We start from the raw sequence: 15997 nt of genomic DNA on the forward strand, positions 1-15997 counted from the left end.
TAGCCACTTTCAGGTAAATGTTTTTGACGTAAATCAAGCGCTTGTTATTTTAAAAATCACACAAATAGCGCTTACTGGAACAAATCCGTTAAAGATCATATTCCTGGCGTTTTACCTGCTGCCAGACATTTTCCATTGTTTCCAGATCCACACCTGTCATTTCCAGCCCGCGCTCGCGGACAATACGCTCAACTTCGCGGAAACGGCGCTCAAATTTGAGGTTGGCTTTTTGCAGCGCGGTTTCGGCTTTTACCCCAAGATGACGGGAAAGATTGACCGTGGCGAACAATAAATCGCCCATTTCTTCTTCCAGCTTCGCCTCGTCCACAACGGCCTGTTTCGCCTCGTGCATCACCTCATCAATCTCTTCGTAGACCTTGTCGAGCACCGGACCGAGGGTCGTCCAGTCAAAGCCGACGGTAGAGCAGCGTTTCTGGATTTTATGCGCGCGCATCAACGCCGGCAGGCTGTGGGGAATATCATCCAGCGCCGAATGTTGGGCCTTTTCCGCCCGCTCTTCGCTTTTGATTTGCTCCCAGCGAGTCAGCACTTCCGTACTGGTTTCCGCATGCGCATCACCAAAGATATGCGGGTGGCGGCGCTCCAGCTTGTCGCTGATAGCGGCGCAAATGTCGTTAAAATCAAAACGTCCCTCTTCCTGCGCCATTTGCGCGTAAAACACCACCTGGAACAGCAGATCGCCCAGTTCACCGCGCAAATCGTCAAAATCCTCGCGGGAAATGGCGTCCAGCACTTCATACGTCTCTTCCAGCGTGTACGGCGCGATGGTGGCGAAGGTTTGTTCTTTGTCCCACGGGCAGCCGGTTTCCGGGTCGCGCAGGCGTTGCATAATCCCGAGCAAACGGTCGATTTGAGTCATGAGAAATCCCTGATCATAAAACGTTGCTCCTCTCCCCGCAGGGAGAGGATTTGAGTGAAGAGAAAATCAGCCGCCGTGCAGACGACGGGCGTCGATCACATCCGGCACCTGGTTAAGTTTACCCAGCACGCGGCCCAGTACCTGCAGGTTATAGATTTCGATATTCATGTCGATGGTGGCCAGTTGCTGCTTGGTGTCGCTGCGGCTGGCGACCCCCAGCACGTTCACCTTCTCGTTGGCGAGGATGGTGGTGATATCGCGCAGTAAGCCGCTGCGATCGTTGGCGGTAACGCGCACCACCAGCGAGTAGCCTGCCGAGTAGCTTTCGCCCCAGACGGCCTCCACGATGCGCTCCGGCGCGACCGTGCGCAGCTCTTCGAGCTGATCGCAGTCGGCGCGGTGAATCGAGATCCCCCGCCCCTGGGTGATAAAACCAACAATCTCATCCCCCGGGATCGGCTGGCAGCACCGTGCAATGTGGTGCATCAGATTACCCACGCCTTCCACCACCACGCGGCCGTTATCTTTACTGCGGGTTTGCGGCGTATAGGTTTTCTGCTGCAGTTGCTTCAGTGCAGCGGCATCCTGCTCGGCAGCGCTCGGTTTATTGAACTGCGATTGCAGGAAATTCACCATCTGGTTAAGACGGATATCCCCACCGCCAATCGCCGCCAGCAACTCTTCCATTTCGTTAAAGTTGTAGCGCGGCAGCAGATGTTTTTCCGCCTCTTTCAGACTGATGCCCAGATGCGCCAGCTCATCGTCGAGGATCTGCCGCCCGGCAAGGATGTTTTTGTCGCGATCCTGTTTACGGAACCAGGCGTGGATCTTCGAACGCCCACGGCTGGTGGTCACATAGCCGAGGTTCGGGTTCAGCCAGTCGCGGCTCGGGTTCGGCTGCTTCTGAGTGATGATTTCAATCTGATCACCCATCTGCAACTGGTACGTAAAGGGCACAATGCGCCCGCCAATTTTCGCGCCGATGCAGCGGTGACCCACGTCGCTGTGAATATGGTAAGCGAAGTCCAGCGGCGTGGAGCCTGCCGGTAAGTCCACCACATCCCCTTTCGGCGTAAACACATACACCCGATCGTCGAACACCTGGCTGCGCACTTCGTCGAGCATTTCGCCGGAATCGGCCATCTCTTCCTGCCAGGCGATCAGTTTACGCAGCCAGGCAATACGGTCTTCATGAGCAGAACGTGGGCTGCCTGCAACCGCCGTCCCCTCTTTGTACTTCCAGTGCGCCGCCACACCCAGTTCAGCGTCTTCATGCATCTGACGGGTACGGATCTGGATCTCCACCGTTTTTCCGCCCGGCCCCAGCACCACGGTATGGATCGACTGATAACCGTTCGGTTTCGGGTTGGCGACATAGTCGTCAAACTCATCCGGCAAATGGCGGTAATGGGTGTGGACAATCCCTAACGCCGCGTAACAATCCTGCAGGCGTTCGGCGACAATACGCACGGCGCGCACATCAAACAGCTCGTCAAAGGCGAGGTGTTTCTTCTGCATTTTGCGCCAGATGCTGTAAATGTGCTTCGGACGGCCATACACCTCGGCTTTAACGCCTTCGGTTTTCATCTCCGAACGCAAATGGCCGACGAACTCGTCAATATAGTGTTCACGATCGATACGCCGCTCGTGCAGCAGTTTGGCGATGCGTTTGTATTCCGCCGGGTGCAAATAGCGGAAGCAGTAATCTTCCAGCTCCCATTTCAGTTGCCCGATCCCGAGGCGGTTCGCCAGTGGCGCATAGATATTCGTACACTCTTTGGCCGCCAGTACGCGTTCATCTTCCGGCGCATCTTTCACTTCGCGCAGGTGCGCGATACGTTCAGCCAGCTTGATAACCACGCAGCGGAAATCATCCACCATCGCCAGCAGCATACGGCGGACGTTATCCACCTGTTCGGAGGAGACAGAATCGGTGTGGGTGGCTTTCAGCTGGCGGATGGCGGCCATATCGCGTACGCCATGAATCAGGTTAACGACGGAAGCGCCTACGCTTTCACGCAACACCTCTTCGCTGACCACTTCGGCATCTGCCAGCGGGAACAGGAGCGCCGCACGCAATGTGTCCGTATCCATGCTCAGCATGGAGAGGATTTCAACCATCTCGATACCGCGCGACAGCAGTATTTCCGCATTGGGATGCCCTTGCGTCTGGCGCAGACAATATTCCCAGGTTTCGGTTAAGCGTTCACACGACGGCTGACTGGTGATCCCCAGACTCGCGATCCATTTTCCCGGATCGAATTCACCCGCTTTGTTCAAATGCGCACTGCGTACCGCAACCATTGTCCTCTCCTTTCAGGGACCGGGCCTGTCGAACTCGACAAGCCGAAATTAATCATTTGTGATTCACAAACAACACCATCGATTCCAGGTGGCCTGTGTGCGGGAACATGTCCAGCATCGCCAACTGCTGAATCTGGTAACCCGCCTGTAAAAGCGCTTCACTGTCGCGGGCAAGGGTGGCGGGATTACAGGAAACGTACACCACCCGCTGCGGCGACAATTTTATAATATGTTGCATTACGCCTGCAGCACCTGCGCGCGCCGGATCGAGCAACACTTTGTCAAAACCCTGTCTGGCCCACGGCTGCGTTGTGACATCGTCCTCCAGATTTTCATGAAAGAATGTCACATTGTGCAAGCCATTCTGTTGCGCGTTTTGCTGCGCTTTCGCCACCAGCCCGGCAACGCCTTCTACGCCGACGACGCTGCCCGCGCGTTTCGCCAGCGGCAGCGTGAAATTGCCCATTCCGCAGAACAGATCCAGTACGCGATCGCCTGGCTGCACATCCAGCCACGCCAGCGCACGGGCGACCATCTGTTGGTTCACACCGTCGTTCACCTGGATAAAATCCCGCGGACTGAACGTTAAGCGTAGCCCTTCCGAGCGGTACCAGGGAACATCTCCGCGGATATGTTCCAGTATCTCGCTTTGCGGCGCCAGATACAGCGCCAGGTCATGAGAATGCGAAAACTGTTCCAGTTTTTCTTTATCATCAGCCGCTAACGGGCCGGTATGGCGCAAAACCATCAGCGGACCGTTGTCTGCGTCAACCAGTTCAACATGCCCAAGATGACGCACCGCTTTCAATTGCGCCAGACATTCACGCAGCGGCGTGAGCAATGCTTCAAGGCGGTGCACCAACACCGGGCAACGCGTGATAGCGACGATGTCGCTGTCGCCGGCTTTACGAAAGCCCATCGCCAGTTGCTGTGTTTTTGGCTGCCAGCTCAGGCTTAAGCGTGCGCGTCGGCGATACCCCCACGGCTGAGCGGCAATCACCTCTTCGACATCGTGTTTCATCAAACGTGCCAACGCAGCGCTTTTACTGCGCTGTTGCAGTGCAACGCTGGCATGCTGCTGCTGGCAACCACCGCAAACGCCAAAATGCGGGCATGCGGGCGCAACACGCTCCGGGCTGTCATTCAGGCGGCGTTTTACCTCACCGCGCGCAAATTGCCGTTTGTCCTCTTTCAGGTCGATTTCTGCCGTCTCGCCAGGCAAAAGTCCGGGAACAAACAACGCCTTACCATTATGGCGCGCAACCCCCTGCCCAAAGGGATCAAGGTCGTTTACGGTTACCGTTAGTGTTTGACGAGTCGTCACGCGTCGTTTTGCAGAGTAGAATTGCGCCATTGCCTGGAAATATCTCATTACCGATTAATGACCTTATTCTCCCATAACGGAATTCCATGACCAACTACAGCTTGCGCGCACGCATGATGATTCTGATCCTGGCCCCCACCGTACTTATCGGTGTGTTGCTCAGCATCTTTTTTGTTGTTCACCGCTACAACGACTTACAGCGTCAGCTGGAAGATGCCGGCGCCAGCATTATTGAACCGCTGGCGGTCTCCAGCGAATACAGTATGGCATTGCAGGACAGAGAGGCTATTGGTCAGCTTATTAGCGTTCTGCACCGCCGTCATTCGGATATTGTGCGGGCCATCTCCATTTATGACGGCAAGAACGATGTGTTTGTTTCATCGAATTTCCAGCTCGATGGCGACGACCTGAAACTGGCGGAGGGGCAGCCTTTCCCGCGCAAATTAAGCGTGACCCGCCGCGGCGATGTGATGGTACTGCGCACGCCAATCCTTTCTGAAGGCTACGCGCCAGCGAATACCTCGCTTCCGGCCGATAAGATTACGGGCAATATGCTCGGTTATGTCGCGCTGGAGCTGGATCTGAAATCCGTGCGCTTGCAGCAGTACAAAGAGATTTTTATCTCCAGCCTGATGATCTTGTTCTGTATCGGCATTGCACTGATTTTCGGCTGGCGTCTGATGCGCGATGTCACCAGTCCGATCCGTAATATGGTGAACACCGTAGACCGTATTCGTCGCGGGCAGCTTGATAGCCGTGTCGAAGGCTTTATGCTCGGCGAACTGGATATGTTGAAAAACGGCATCAACTCGATGGCCATGTCGCTGGCGGCCTACCATGAAGAGATGCAACACAATATTGATCAGTCCACCTCCGACCTGCGAGAAACGCTGGAGCAGATGGAGATCCAGAACGTTGAGCTGGACCTGGCCAAAAAACGTGCGCAGGAAGCCGCGCGCATCAAGTCAGAGTTCCTCGCCAACATGTCTCATGAGCTGCGTACACCGCTGAATGGGGTGATTGGCTTTACCCGCCTGACGCTGAAGTCGGAGCTGAACCCGACACAACGCGACCACCTGCTCACGATTGAGCGCTCGGCCAACAACCTGCTGGCCATCATCAACGACGTGCTCGACTTCTCCAAACTGGAAGCGGGCAAACTGATCCTTGAGAGCATCCCTTTCCCACTGCGTAATACGCTGGATGAGGTGGTGATCCTGCTGGCGCACTCCGCCCACGATAAAGGGCTGGAGCTGACGCTGAATATCAAAAACGATGTGCCGGATAACGTGATTGGCGATCCGCTGCGTTTACAGCAGGTCATTACCAACCTGGTGGGAAATGCCATCAAGTTCACCGAAAATGGCAACATTGATGTGGTCGTGGAGAAACGCGCGATCAGCAATAACAAAGTGCAGGTTGAGGTGCAGATCCGCGATACCGGCATCGGTATCCCGGAACGTGACCAGTCGCGTTTGTTCCAGGCGTTTCGTCAGGCCGACGCCAGTATTTCCCGTCGCCATGGCGGTACCGGTCTGGGGCTGGTGATCACGCAGAAACTGGTTAATGAGATGGGGGGCGATATTTCGTTCCACAGCCAGCCGAACCGCGGCTCCACCTTCTGGTTCCATATCAATCTCGATCTCAACCCGAATGCCATTACCGAAGCGCCTGCAACAGGCTGCCTGGCGGGCAAACGACTGGCCTATGTTGAACCCAACGCCACCGCAGCGCAAAGTACGCTGGATGTACTGAGCGAAACACCGCTGGAGGTGATTTACAGTCCGTCTTTCTCTGCATTGCCGCAGGATCATTACGATATTTTGCTGATGGCGATTCCGGTCACCGTTCGCGAACCGCTAAGTATGCAGCATGACCGCCTCGCGCGGGCGGCGGCCATGACGGATTATCTCTTGCTGGCGCTCCCTTGCCATGCGCAAGTGAACGCGGAAGAGCTCAAGCAGGATGGCGCAGCGGCTTGTCTGCTGAAACCACTGACGCCCACGCGTCTGCTGCCTGCGCTCACGGAATATTGCCGTTCCACACGCTTAGCCCAGACCTTTGTACCTGACGAAAGCAAGCTGCCGATGTCGGTGATGGCGGTAGATGACAACCCGGCAAACCTGAAATTAATCGGCGCGCTGCTTGAGGACCAGGTCCAGCACGTTGAGCTATGCGACAGCGGTATACAAGCCCTTGAGCGCGCCAGACAGTTGCAATTCGATCTGATCCTGATGGATATCCAGATGCCGGATATGGACGGCATCCGCGCCTGTGAGCTGATCCGCCAGTTACCCCATCAGCAGCAAACGCCGGTGATTGCCGTAACCGCGCATGCCATGGCGGGGCAAAAAGAGAAATTACTGAGCGCCGGAATGAACGACTATCTGGCGAAACCGATTGAAGAAGACAAGCTGCACAATCTGCTGCTGCGCTATAAACCCGGCCCGGACATCAGCACCTGGTTAACGCCGCCGGAGCCAGAGACGCCCCATGCAGAGCCGGAAGTTAATGCAGATGTGACGCTCGACTGGCCGCTGGCCTTGCGCCAGGCGGCGGGTAAAACCGATCTGGCGCGCGAGATGCTGCAAATGCTGGTGGAGTTTCTGCCGGAAATCCGCAATCAGGTGGAAGAGCAACTGGTGGGAGAGTCGCCTCAGGGGCTGTCGGAAGGGATCCATAAACTGCATGGCAGCTGCGGTTATAGCGGCGTTCCGCGCCTGAAAAACCTCTGTCAGCTTATTGAGCATCAGCTTCGCAGCGGCGTACCAGCCGAGGAGCTGGAGCCGGAGTTTCTTGAGCTACTGGATGAAATGGACAACGTGGTGCGCGAGGCGCGCAGATTGATTGGGTAGTGAGGTTGCCGGATCGGCGTTTTCGCGCCCTCCGGCAAACAAAGGCTACAATGTCTGACCCGCTTTCAGCACCGCCGCCACGTTACGCGCCGTCATGCGCACGTTTTCTCTGGCATTGGCCAGCGCATCGTCCAACGAACAGATCCGGTAGATGACGCTGAAAACCGCATCAATACCGTGACTGTGCACCACTCCCACATCGGCGGTCAGGCTACCGGCGATACCAATGACCGGGATCCGGTAACGTTTCGCCACTTTCGCCACCCCCACCGGCACTTTGCCGTGCACGGTCTGGCTGTCTATCCGCCCTTCCCCGGTGATCACCAGGTCCGCATCCGCCACGTACTTATCCAGCTCAAGCGCATCGGTAACGATCTCAATTCCGTGCCGCAGTTCCGCGCCGCAAAATGCGTACAGTGCCGCGCCCATTCCCCCGGCTGCGCCGCCGCCAGCCAGATTCAAGACATCCAGATCCAGATCGCGGGCAATGATCTTCGCATAACGTCCCAGCGCATCGTCCAACCGGGTGATCATCTCAGGCGTGGCCCCTTTCTGGGGACCAAATACCGCCGACGCGCCCTCTTTACCGGTGAGTGGATTGGTCACGTCGCAAGCCACTTCGATACGGCACTCCGCCAGGCGTTTATCCAGTTCGCTGATATCAATACGTTCCAGCGTCTCCAGCGCCGCGCCACCCAAAGCAATCTGTTCGCCCTGGCCGTCCAGCAATTTTGCGCCCAGCGCCTGCACCATGCCTGCACCACCGTCATTCGTGGCGCTACCGCCAATGCCAATGATGATGTGTTTCACGCCCGCATCCAGCGCGTGGCGGATCAATTCGCCGGTTCCCCAGGAGGTGGTCACCAACGGATCGCGTTTCGCCGGAGGCACTTTTTCCAGCCCGCTGGCCGCTGCCATTTCAATAAAGGCAGATTTTTCATCGCCGGAAAGACCATAAAAACCGTTAGCCTGCTCGCCAAGTGGGCCTTTCACCGTCACGTTAACGATGCGCCCTTCGGTCGCGGCAACCATGGCTTCAACTGTCCCTTCTCCGCCATCTGCAACCGGTATTTTTACATATTCCGCTGAGGGAAAAATCTCGCGAAAGCCACTCTCTATGGCGGTCGCTACATCCAGAGCACTCAAACTTTCTTTATAAGAGTCAGGTGCGATAACAATTTTCATAAGCCATCCTTACGCATATTCACTGCCGCAAGCATACACCCGGAAGCCTGAGGAAAATGCCAGCCCCCGCAAGGACTGGCGATCCCCCGTTAACGCACCATGCACGGACGTTTGTTATCAAACTTCCAGTCCGGGATCAGGTACTGCATCCCCATGGCATCATCACGCGCACCGAGGCCGTGTTTCTGGTACAGCTCATTCGCTTTCATCACCTGGTCCATATCCAGCTCAACGCCCAGACCCGGTTTCTGTGGTACATGCACCATGCCGCCTTTGATTTCAAACGGCTCTCTGGTCAGACGCTGGTTGCCTTCCTGCCAGATCCAGTGGGTGTCGATAGCGGTGATTTTGCCCGGCGCTGCCGCCGCAACGTGGGTAAACATCGCCAGCGAAATATCGAAGTGGTTATTGGAGTGTGAGCCCCAGGTCAGGCCGAACTCGTGGCACATCTGGGCGACGCGTACAGACCCCTGCATGGTCCAGAAATGCGGATCCGCCAACGGAATATCCACAGACTGCAGCGACAGGGTGTGCCCCATCTGACGCCAGTCGGTGGCGATCATGTTGGTGGCAGTCGGCAGACCGGTTGCGCGGCGGAATTCCGCCATCACTTCACGCCCGGAGAAGCCCTGCTCCGCGCCACACGGATCTTCCGCATAGGCCAGCACACCTTTCAGGTGCTTACCGATTTTAATGGCTTCATCCAGCGACCAGGCGCCGTTTGGATCCAGCGTCACACGCGCCTGCGGGAAGCGTTTCGCCAGCGCGGAAATGGCTTCCGCTTCTTCCATGCCAGCCAGTACGCCGCCTTTCAGTTTGAAATCGTTAAAGCCGTATTTTTCGTAGGCGGCTTCCGCCAGACGCACAACCCGATCCGGAGTCATCGCGGCTTCATGGCGCACGCGATACCAGTCGCATTTGTCATCCGGCTGGCTCTGATAAGGCAGCGGCGTTTTTTTGCTGTCGCCAACGAAGAACAGGTAGCCGAGCATTTCCACTTCGCTGCGCTGCTGGCCTTCGCCGAGCAGAGAAGCCACGTTCACACCAAGGTGCTGCCCGAGCAGGTCGAGCATCGCCGCTTCAATACCGGTCACCACGTGGATGGTGGTGCGCAGGTCAAAGGTTTGCAGGCCACGGCCACCGGCATCGCGATCGGCAAAGGTGCTGCGAACGGTATTGAGCACGTTTTTGTACTCACCCAGCGTTTTCCCGACCACCAGTGGAATGGCGTCTTCCAGCGTTTTACGGATTTTCTCGCCGCCGGGAATTTCACCCACGCCCGTATGTCCTGAGTTGTCTTTGATCACCACGATATTGCGGGTGAAGAACGGGGCGTGCGCGCCGCTCAGGTTCATCAGCATGCTGTCATGACCGGCAACCGGAATAACCTGCATGGAGGAGACAACGGGAGTAGAAGTATGTGTACTCATTTTTTATCCTTTTGGTCTATCAATGACGTCCAAAAACGGGGCGTTTTTTGTCAAACGTCCAGCCAGGGATGAGGTACTGCATTGGGCCTGCGTCATTGCGCGCGCCGCCAGGCAGTTTTTTGTATGCTGCGTGCGCTTTCTCGATTTGCTGCCAGTCGATTTCCACACCCAGGCCAGGCGCATCCGGTACGGCAATTTTGCCCTGGCGGATTTGCAGCGGTTCTTTCGTCAGACGGGCATCGCCCTCCTGCCAGATCCAGTGCGTGTCGATGGCGGTCGGTGTACCTGGCGCGGCGGCACCAACGTGGGTGAACATCGCCAGAGAAATATCGAAATGGTTGTTGGAGTGGCAACCCCAGGTTAATCCCCAGTCGTCGCAAAGTTGGGCCACGCGCACCGCACCAGAGAGCGTCCAGAAGTGCGGATCGGCCAGCGGAATGTCCACCGCATTCAGCATCACTGAATGCCCCATTTCACGCCAGTTGGTGGCGATCATATTGGTGGCAACCGGCAAGCCGGTGGCGCGGCGGAATTCCGCCATCACTTCACGCCCGGAGAAGCCCTGCTCCGCACCGCATGGATCTTCTGCATAGGTCAGCACATCATTCAGGCCTTTGCACAGGCTGATAGCTTCGTCGAGCAACCAGGCGCCGTTGGGATCGACAGTGATACGCGCATCCGGGAACCGTTTTTTCAGCGCCCGTACGGTGTCGATCTCTTTCTCACCCGGCAGAACACCGCCTTTCAGTTTGAAATCTTTAAAGCCGTAACGATCCTGCGATGCTTCCGCCAGACGCACCACCGCGTCGCTGTTCATCGCTTCCTGATGGCGCAGGCGATACCACTCGTGGCTGCCCGGGGTGGCGTCGAGGTACGGCAGATCGGTTTTGGTACGATCGCCGATATAGAACAGGTAACCCAGCACCGTTACCGCATCGCGCTGTTTTCCCGGACCGAGCAGTTCGCATACCGGCACATTCAGCGCCTTACCCAACAGGTCGAGCAGTGCAGCTTCCAGCGCCGCGACGGCGTTAACACGCAGTTCAAACGTCCACGCGCCTTTACCGAAGGTATCGAAGTCAGCGGCCTGGTTGCCCTTATGCACACGCTGAACCACTTTGTTCAGTCGCGCCACTTCCTGCCCCACCACCATAGGTGTGGCATCAACCAGGGTCTTATAGATAACCTCGCCGCCAGGGGCTTCACCGACGCCGGTGTTACCGGCGTTATCGGTGAGGACCACAATATTGCGGGTAAAATACGCGTTATGCGCGCCGCCGATGTTCATCAGCATGCTGTCATGCCCGGCCACGGGAATGACTTTCATCTCTGTGATAATGGGGCTTGCTTGTGTGTTCATCATTAACGTCCTGTCACAGGTTTCAGTACAATACGTTTGATATCACCGACCACCACCAGGTAGCTCAGTACCGCCACCAGCGCATGGATCCCAACATAAATCAGCGCGCCATTGAACGAACCGGTAGTGCCCACGATGTAGCCAATCGCAATCGGCGTAACAATGCCGGAAATGTTACCGAACATATTGAACAGACCGCCGCTCAGGCCGCTGATCTCTTTCGGCGCAGTATCCGCCATCACTGCCCAGCCCAGCGCACCGATGCCCTTGCCGAAGAACGCCAGCGACATAAAGGCGATAATCAGCATTTCTGAATCAGTGTAGTTACAGAACACCATGCTCATCGAGAGCAGCATACCCAGTACGATTGGCGTTTTGCGGGCAAGGTTCAGCGAGCCATAGCGACGCATTAACCAGTCAGAAATGATCCCGCCAAGTACCCCGCCGGTGAAACCGCAAATCGCCGGAATCGATGCAATAAAGCCGGCTTTCAGAATCGACATCCCCCGCGCCTGCACCAGATACACCGGGAACCAGGTGATAAAGAAGTATGTCAGGGCGTTAATGCAGTACTGACCCAGATATACGCCGATCATCATGCGCGACCCCAGCAACTGTTTGATCTGTCCCCATTTCTCAGAGAATGGAACACTCTCTTTGTTGCTTTTCTGATCCATATTGATCAGCGCGCCGCCTTCAGCAATGTACTCCAGCTCTTTCTTGTTCACGCCTGGGTGTTGGTTCGGCTCGTGGATCATTTTCTGCCACAGCAGACTGATCAGAATGCCCAGACCCCCCATAAAGAAGAACACGTGTGACCAACCCACTTCATGTGTCAGCCAGCCCATGATCGGCGCGAAAATAACGGTGGCAAAGTATTGCGCAGAGTTAAAAATCGCCACTGCCGTGCCCCTTTCCTGCGCCGGGAACCAGGCCGCAACGATGCGACTGTTGCCAGGGAAGGAAGGCGATTCCGCCAGGCCCACCATAAAGCGCAGGGTGAAGAGCGCAACGATGATGCCAAAGCCGTTGAAGACGTCGACGAAACCCTGTAACAGGGTAAACATCGACCAGGTGAAGATAGACCAGAAATAGACGCGTTTAGAGCCAAAGCGGTCCAGCAACCAGCCGCCCGGGATCTGACCAATCACATAGGCCCATGAAAACGCAGAGAAGACGTACCCCATTCCGACCGGGTCCAAACCAATGGCTTTGGACATCTCCGAACCGGCAATCGACAACGTGGCGCGGTCGCCGTAGTTGAAGGATGTGACGATAAACAGCATCACCACTATCCAGTAGCGTGCGTTTGTGCGCTTTTCAGCGCCGCTCGCCGCCTGGCTAAATGTACTCATGGTTGTACTCCCGAAGCATAAATGTTCATGTACATTCATCCTGTACGGCACAACCTGTAGGGGTAGACAGGATGATGTAGTTGTGTTTTTTGCAGTTTCCCTGCCTGGGTCGCTATCCCCTGCGGACTGCATTTTTTTAACTGGCGAGAAAAGTATAAAAAGCGCCTTACCAACACTCACCGTGCAACAACACAACATTCGTTACCCTGCACCCGGCGGTTTATTGCATTAGCCCAGGCGCGTGGGGAGTACTTCACGGAAATGAAAACCAATAGCCGCCGCAGAAGGGCAAAAGCCGGGCGGTTTTAAATAATGTGAAACAGGTCGCTTGACCCCGTGGAGATGCACTTTTAATCCCTGCAAATTCGCCGGGCATTAAGGGCAATTGCCAGAAGCTTACTCGATTCAGTCGGAACATAATGGGCGGTCGCTATCGTCATGCGGATTGCATCACGGCGAACCATCAAGACAGGTTCAAAAGGGGTTTCCCTCCCTGTAGGGGGGAGGGAAAATTCTTACTTGAGGAGGGTTACCCAGTGTTCGACCCACGGGTTGGAGACGCTTTCCGGTTCCGGATCTTCGCTGGCGTCAATCAATAACATGTCGCCAATGCGCTGAGCGCCCTGCTCCTGCAACAGCGCATCGAACTGCTTACCGCCGCCGCAGAAATGGGTATATGTGCTGTCGCCCAGGGCAATCACGCCGTAACGTAGTGCCGGCTGATAGCCTACGGTATCACGCAGATAGTGAAAAAGCGGTGCGATGCTGTCCGGTAAATCCCCCTGCCCGGTTGTCGATGTCACCACCAGCGCATACCGAGCTTTGTTGCCGTCCCAATCTGCGACGTCGGGATCTTCAAACACGGTAGCTTTATGACCGTGCGCCGTGAGGATCGCCTGCGCTTCTTCCGCCACTAACAGCGAATTACCGTACATGGTGCCAACAAAAATTCCGATCTCCGCCATGCTCTTCACTCCTTGGGTGATGTCTGATTTTCCTCATCGTGACCGCTCAGACCGGAGAACTCAACCCTTTCATTATCAGGGAGAAGTCCTTGCCAGCCGAACTGCGACAATGCGCGCATCCAGACATCATCCAACCCGGCGCGCAGCGTTAATGCTTCGCCGGTAAACGGATGCGTTAGCGTCAACTGGCTGGCGTGCAGCATTAACCGGTTGCAACCGAAGTGCTCCGCTGCGCTGCGGTTTTGCCGCAAATCTCCGTGCTTGCTGTCACCGATAATCGGATGGCGCAGATGCGCTAAATGGCGACGCAACTGATGTTTACGGCCGGTTTTCGGCTCCAGTTCAACCAGCCCATAGCGGGTGGTCGGGAACTTGCCGGTGGCAACGGGCATCTCGGTGGTCGCCAGCCCGCGATAATGCGTCACCGCAGGTTGCGGGCCTTTATCAGTGCGGGCGAATTTATCTGCAACTTTATCGAGTTCTTCAACCAATGGATAATCAAGCAACGCTTCCTCCATCAGCCAGCCGCGCACCACCGCGTGATAACGCTTCTGGATCTGGTGTTGCTCAAACTGCTGTGCAAGCAGACGACCCGCTTCGCTGGATAACCCCATCAGCAAAACGCCGGAAGTCGGCCTGTCGAGACGGTGGGCAGTGAAAACGTGCTGACCGATTTGGTCACGCACCGTTTGCATCACCACGACTTTTTCGTCGCGATCCAGCCAGCTACGGTGCACCAGCCAACCCGATGGCTTGTTGACCGCGACCAGCCATTCATCCTGGTAAATAATTTCCAGCATCAGTTACCGTCGCCGGTAAACAGTGCATCGAGCTGCTGTAAATGCAACAGCACTCTCTCGCGGTGAGGATGGGCCGCGTCCAGCGCCATTTCGTAATAGGGCGCAACGGCGAAAGCCTGAGGAAGCGGCTGCCCGCTATCCAGCAGCGCGTGCATACGCGGGATCAACACCCATTGCAGCCATTCGAATGGCTCGAGCGTATCCATACAAAAAGGTTGAGTGCTTTCAAAAGCGCTGGCTTGCGGAACCGTAGTTTGCCAAAGCTGGCGTTCGCGCAGCAGGGCTTCGAGAAGCTCAAGCTGCTGACGCACGCGAAGATGAAGCGTCATAAAAACCCCGAAATAAAACAGACTGGCGCGCAGGATACCAAAGAGATGAGCAAATAAAAAAAGGGAGCACTGTAAAACAGTGCTCCCGGTTCGTTTTGCAGCAATCCAGCTACCTATTGTGCTCCCTGCTCGTCCGTGACAACTTTTCCTGCGGTCTCCTGACCTGTTCATCCTTAAACATCGCATCATGCTCACACCACCCCGATGTGACATAGCTTTGTCCTTAAAGCGTGTCCTTGATCATCCTGATCCGCCGACCATCCCTACCGGCTCACGTTCTCCGTCCTGGAGGTGTCCCTTAACGCGTTCCTGCGTTTTCCTCTCGCTTCATCATGAAGCCTTCCTTGCAACACCCTCTGGTGTGTCCATGAAGCAACATCATCCTGATGTACGCTTCGTTGTCAGACTCCGTGTCGACAGAGATAGAATCACCCATTCTGTTTCGTCTTACAAGAAGACTTAATGCAAATAATCTTTTGAATGAAAGCATGCAACATCAAAAATCACTAACTAACTTATTAATTAATAATAATTTTATTGGAAATGTCGTAAAGATGTTAAGGAATTAGAACAGGCGATCTCCTACAGGTCATGTAAGAGATCTCTCACAACAAGAGTAGTATAGTGGATTACACAACGGGTTCGAGCTGGTTCAGAAAAGCGGCAAGATTGGGCGAAAGAACAACCCGCTGACGCGTTCCCAGCGTCTCTTTAATGACTTCCCCGCTCAGGTTGCAAAGCGAAATCACATCCAGCTCACTGTCGAGCGTGGCAATAAAAAGTGTAGGAGAAAGCTTCAATCTTCTCTGCGTGACCAGATGACCAATCAGGTTTTCCTGCACACGCCGGAAGTCATCTTCACTCCAGGTTTGCAGTAAGGTCAGGGTCTCAGAAGCAAAACGCGCCGTCATATCACCGGCAAATTGTGTGGTATAGAACGCGTGGAGCGCAGGTTGTACCACAATATCCATCGCCTGTTCAACGGGGTTTACATTTCGTTCGGGCAGGAACGGTTTAGGCTGCCAGAAAACGCTATTATCAGTTGAAGAAATAATGCACGGCGAAGGCACGCCATAAAGCGCTTCACTCTCAGGCCAACTGCCGCGTTGCGCATGCCATGCATCGCAATAACGTTGGGTAAAGGCTTCCAGAGCCAGAGCCGTTTCTTTTTCCACCGATTTCTCTCTTCACATAAGCCAGGATACACTTT

General features: G+C 55.5%; 12 protein-coding genes. 1 reads left to right on the forward strand and 11 read right to left on the reverse strand.

Annotated features, from left to right (window positions below; all coding sequences use genetic code 11):
* Positions 1-88: 88 nt before the first annotated feature.
* The 3 genes from mazG to rlmD form a co-directional block, all read right to left on the reverse strand.
* Complete coding sequence (gene mazG, locus N7922_RS20010) at positions 89-880, reverse strand: nucleoside triphosphate pyrophosphohydrolase (protein ID WP_263097950.1); 792 nt, start codon at positions 878-880, stop codon at positions 89-91.
* 66 nt (positions 881-946) lie between these two features.
* Positions 947-3184, reverse strand: a complete 2238-nt coding sequence (gene relA, locus N7922_RS20015; RefSeq protein ID WP_263097951.1) for a GTP diphosphokinase — start codon at positions 3182-3184, stop codon at positions 947-949.
* A gap of 52 nt (positions 3185-3236) precedes the next feature.
* Entirely contained in the window at positions 3237-4538 is a 1302-nt protein-coding gene (gene rlmD, locus N7922_RS20020) for a 23S rRNA (uracil(1939)-C(5))-methyltransferase RlmD (protein ID WP_263100965.1), read from the reverse strand.
* A 56-nt stretch (positions 4539-4594) separates the two neighbouring features.
* On the opposite strand from rlmD, the gene barA reads away from it, so the two are divergent.
* The gene (gene barA, locus N7922_RS20025; RefSeq protein WP_263097952.1) at positions 4595-7363 is read left to right on the forward strand and encodes a two-component sensor histidine kinase BarA; all 2769 of its coding nucleotides are present in this window, start codon (positions 4595-4597) and stop codon (positions 7361-7363) included.
* A 45-nt stretch (positions 7364-7408) separates the two neighbouring features.
* Here the strand turns inward: barA and N7922_RS20030 are convergent, their stop codons facing one another.
* From N7922_RS20030 to syd, 8 genes are all read right to left on the reverse strand, one after another.
* Complete coding sequence (locus tag N7922_RS20030) at positions 7409-8548, reverse strand: glycerate kinase (protein WP_263097953.1); 1140 nt, start codon at positions 8546-8548, stop codon at positions 7409-7411.
* Positions 8549-8637: 89 nt separating this feature from the next.
* The gene (gene gudD / locus N7922_RS20035) at positions 8638-9978 is read right to left on the reverse strand and encodes a glucarate dehydratase (protein WP_263097954.1); all 1341 of its coding nucleotides are present in this window, start codon (positions 9976-9978) and stop codon (positions 8638-8640) included.
* A 19-nt stretch (positions 9979-9997) separates the two neighbouring features.
* On the reverse strand, positions 9998-11338 hold the full coding sequence (locus N7922_RS20040; RefSeq protein WP_263100966.1) for a glucarate dehydratase family protein: 1341 nt from the start codon (positions 11336-11338) through the stop codon (positions 9998-10000).
* A 2-nt stretch (positions 11339-11340) separates the two neighbouring features.
* On the reverse strand, positions 11341-12693 hold the full coding sequence (locus N7922_RS20045; protein ID WP_263097955.1) for an MFS transporter: 1353 nt from the start codon (positions 12691-12693) through the stop codon (positions 11341-11343).
* A gap of 515 nt (positions 12694-13208) precedes the next feature.
* Complete coding sequence (locus tag N7922_RS20050) at positions 13209-13658, reverse strand: flavodoxin (RefSeq protein WP_263097956.1); 450 nt, start codon at positions 13656-13658, stop codon at positions 13209-13211.
* 5 nt (positions 13659-13663) lie between these two features.
* Entirely contained in the window at positions 13664-14458 is a 795-nt protein-coding gene (gene truC / locus N7922_RS20055; protein WP_263097957.1) for a tRNA pseudouridine(65) synthase TruC, read from the reverse strand.
* On the reverse strand, positions 14458-14787 hold the full coding sequence (locus tag N7922_RS20060) for a YqcC family protein (protein WP_263097958.1): 330 nt from the start codon (positions 14785-14787) through the stop codon (positions 14458-14460). The genes truC and N7922_RS20060 overlap by 1 nt, the downstream gene beginning before the upstream one ends.
* A 629-nt stretch (positions 14788-15416) precedes the next feature.
* Positions 15417-15962 (reverse strand): SecY-interacting protein, encoded by a 546-nt coding sequence (gene syd / locus N7922_RS20065; protein ID WP_263097959.1) that lies wholly within the window; start codon positions 15960-15962, stop codon positions 15417-15419.
* Between the last annotated feature and the right edge of the window lie 35 nt (positions 15963-15997).

This window comes from Kosakonia sp. ML.JS2a (assembly GCF_025642095.1).
In the GTDB taxonomy this organism is placed as follows: domain Bacteria; phylum Pseudomonadota; class Gammaproteobacteria; order Enterobacterales; family Enterobacteriaceae.

What these genes read in the sequence shown, in the direction of transcription:
- mazG (WP_263097950.1), bottom strand. Translation starts at nt 880, where the DNA reads ATGACTCAAATCGACCGTTTGCTCGGGATTATGCAACGCCTGCGCGAC.
- relA (WP_263097951.1), bottom strand. Translation starts at nt 3,184, where the DNA reads ATGGTTGCGGTACGCAGTGCGCATTTGAACAAAGCGGGTGAATTCGAT.
- rlmD (WP_263100965.1), bottom strand. Translation starts at nt 4,538, where the DNA reads ATGGCGCAATTCTACTCTGCAAAACGACGCGTGACGACTCGTCAAACA.
- barA (WP_263097952.1), top strand. Translation starts at nt 4,595, where the DNA reads ATGACCAACTACAGCTTGCGCGCACGCATGATGATTCTGATCCTGGCC.
- N7922_RS20030 (WP_263097953.1), bottom strand. Translation starts at nt 8,548, where the DNA reads ATGAAAATTGTTATCGCACCTGACTCTTATAAAGAAAGTTTGAGTGCT.
- gudD (WP_263097954.1), bottom strand. Translation starts at nt 9,978, where the DNA reads ATGAGTACACATACTTCTACTCCCGTTGTCTCCTCCATGCAGGTTATT.
- N7922_RS20040 (WP_263100966.1), bottom strand. Translation starts at nt 11,338, where the DNA reads ATGAACACACAAGCAAGCCCCATTATCACAGAGATGAAAGTCATTCCC.
- N7922_RS20045 (WP_263097955.1), bottom strand. Translation starts at nt 12,693, where the DNA reads ATGAGTACATTTAGCCAGGCGGCGAGCGGCGCTGAAAAGCGCACAAAC.
- N7922_RS20050 (WP_263097956.1), bottom strand. Translation starts at nt 13,658, where the DNA reads ATGGCGGAGATCGGAATTTTTGTTGGCACCATGTACGGTAATTCGCTG.
- truC (WP_263097957.1), bottom strand. Translation starts at nt 14,458, where the DNA reads ATGCTGGAAATTATTTACCAGGATGAATGGCTGGTCGCGGTCAACAAG.
- N7922_RS20060 (WP_263097958.1), bottom strand. Translation starts at nt 14,787, where the DNA reads ATGACGCTTCATCTTCGCGTGCGTCAGCAGCTTGAGCTTCTCGAAGCC.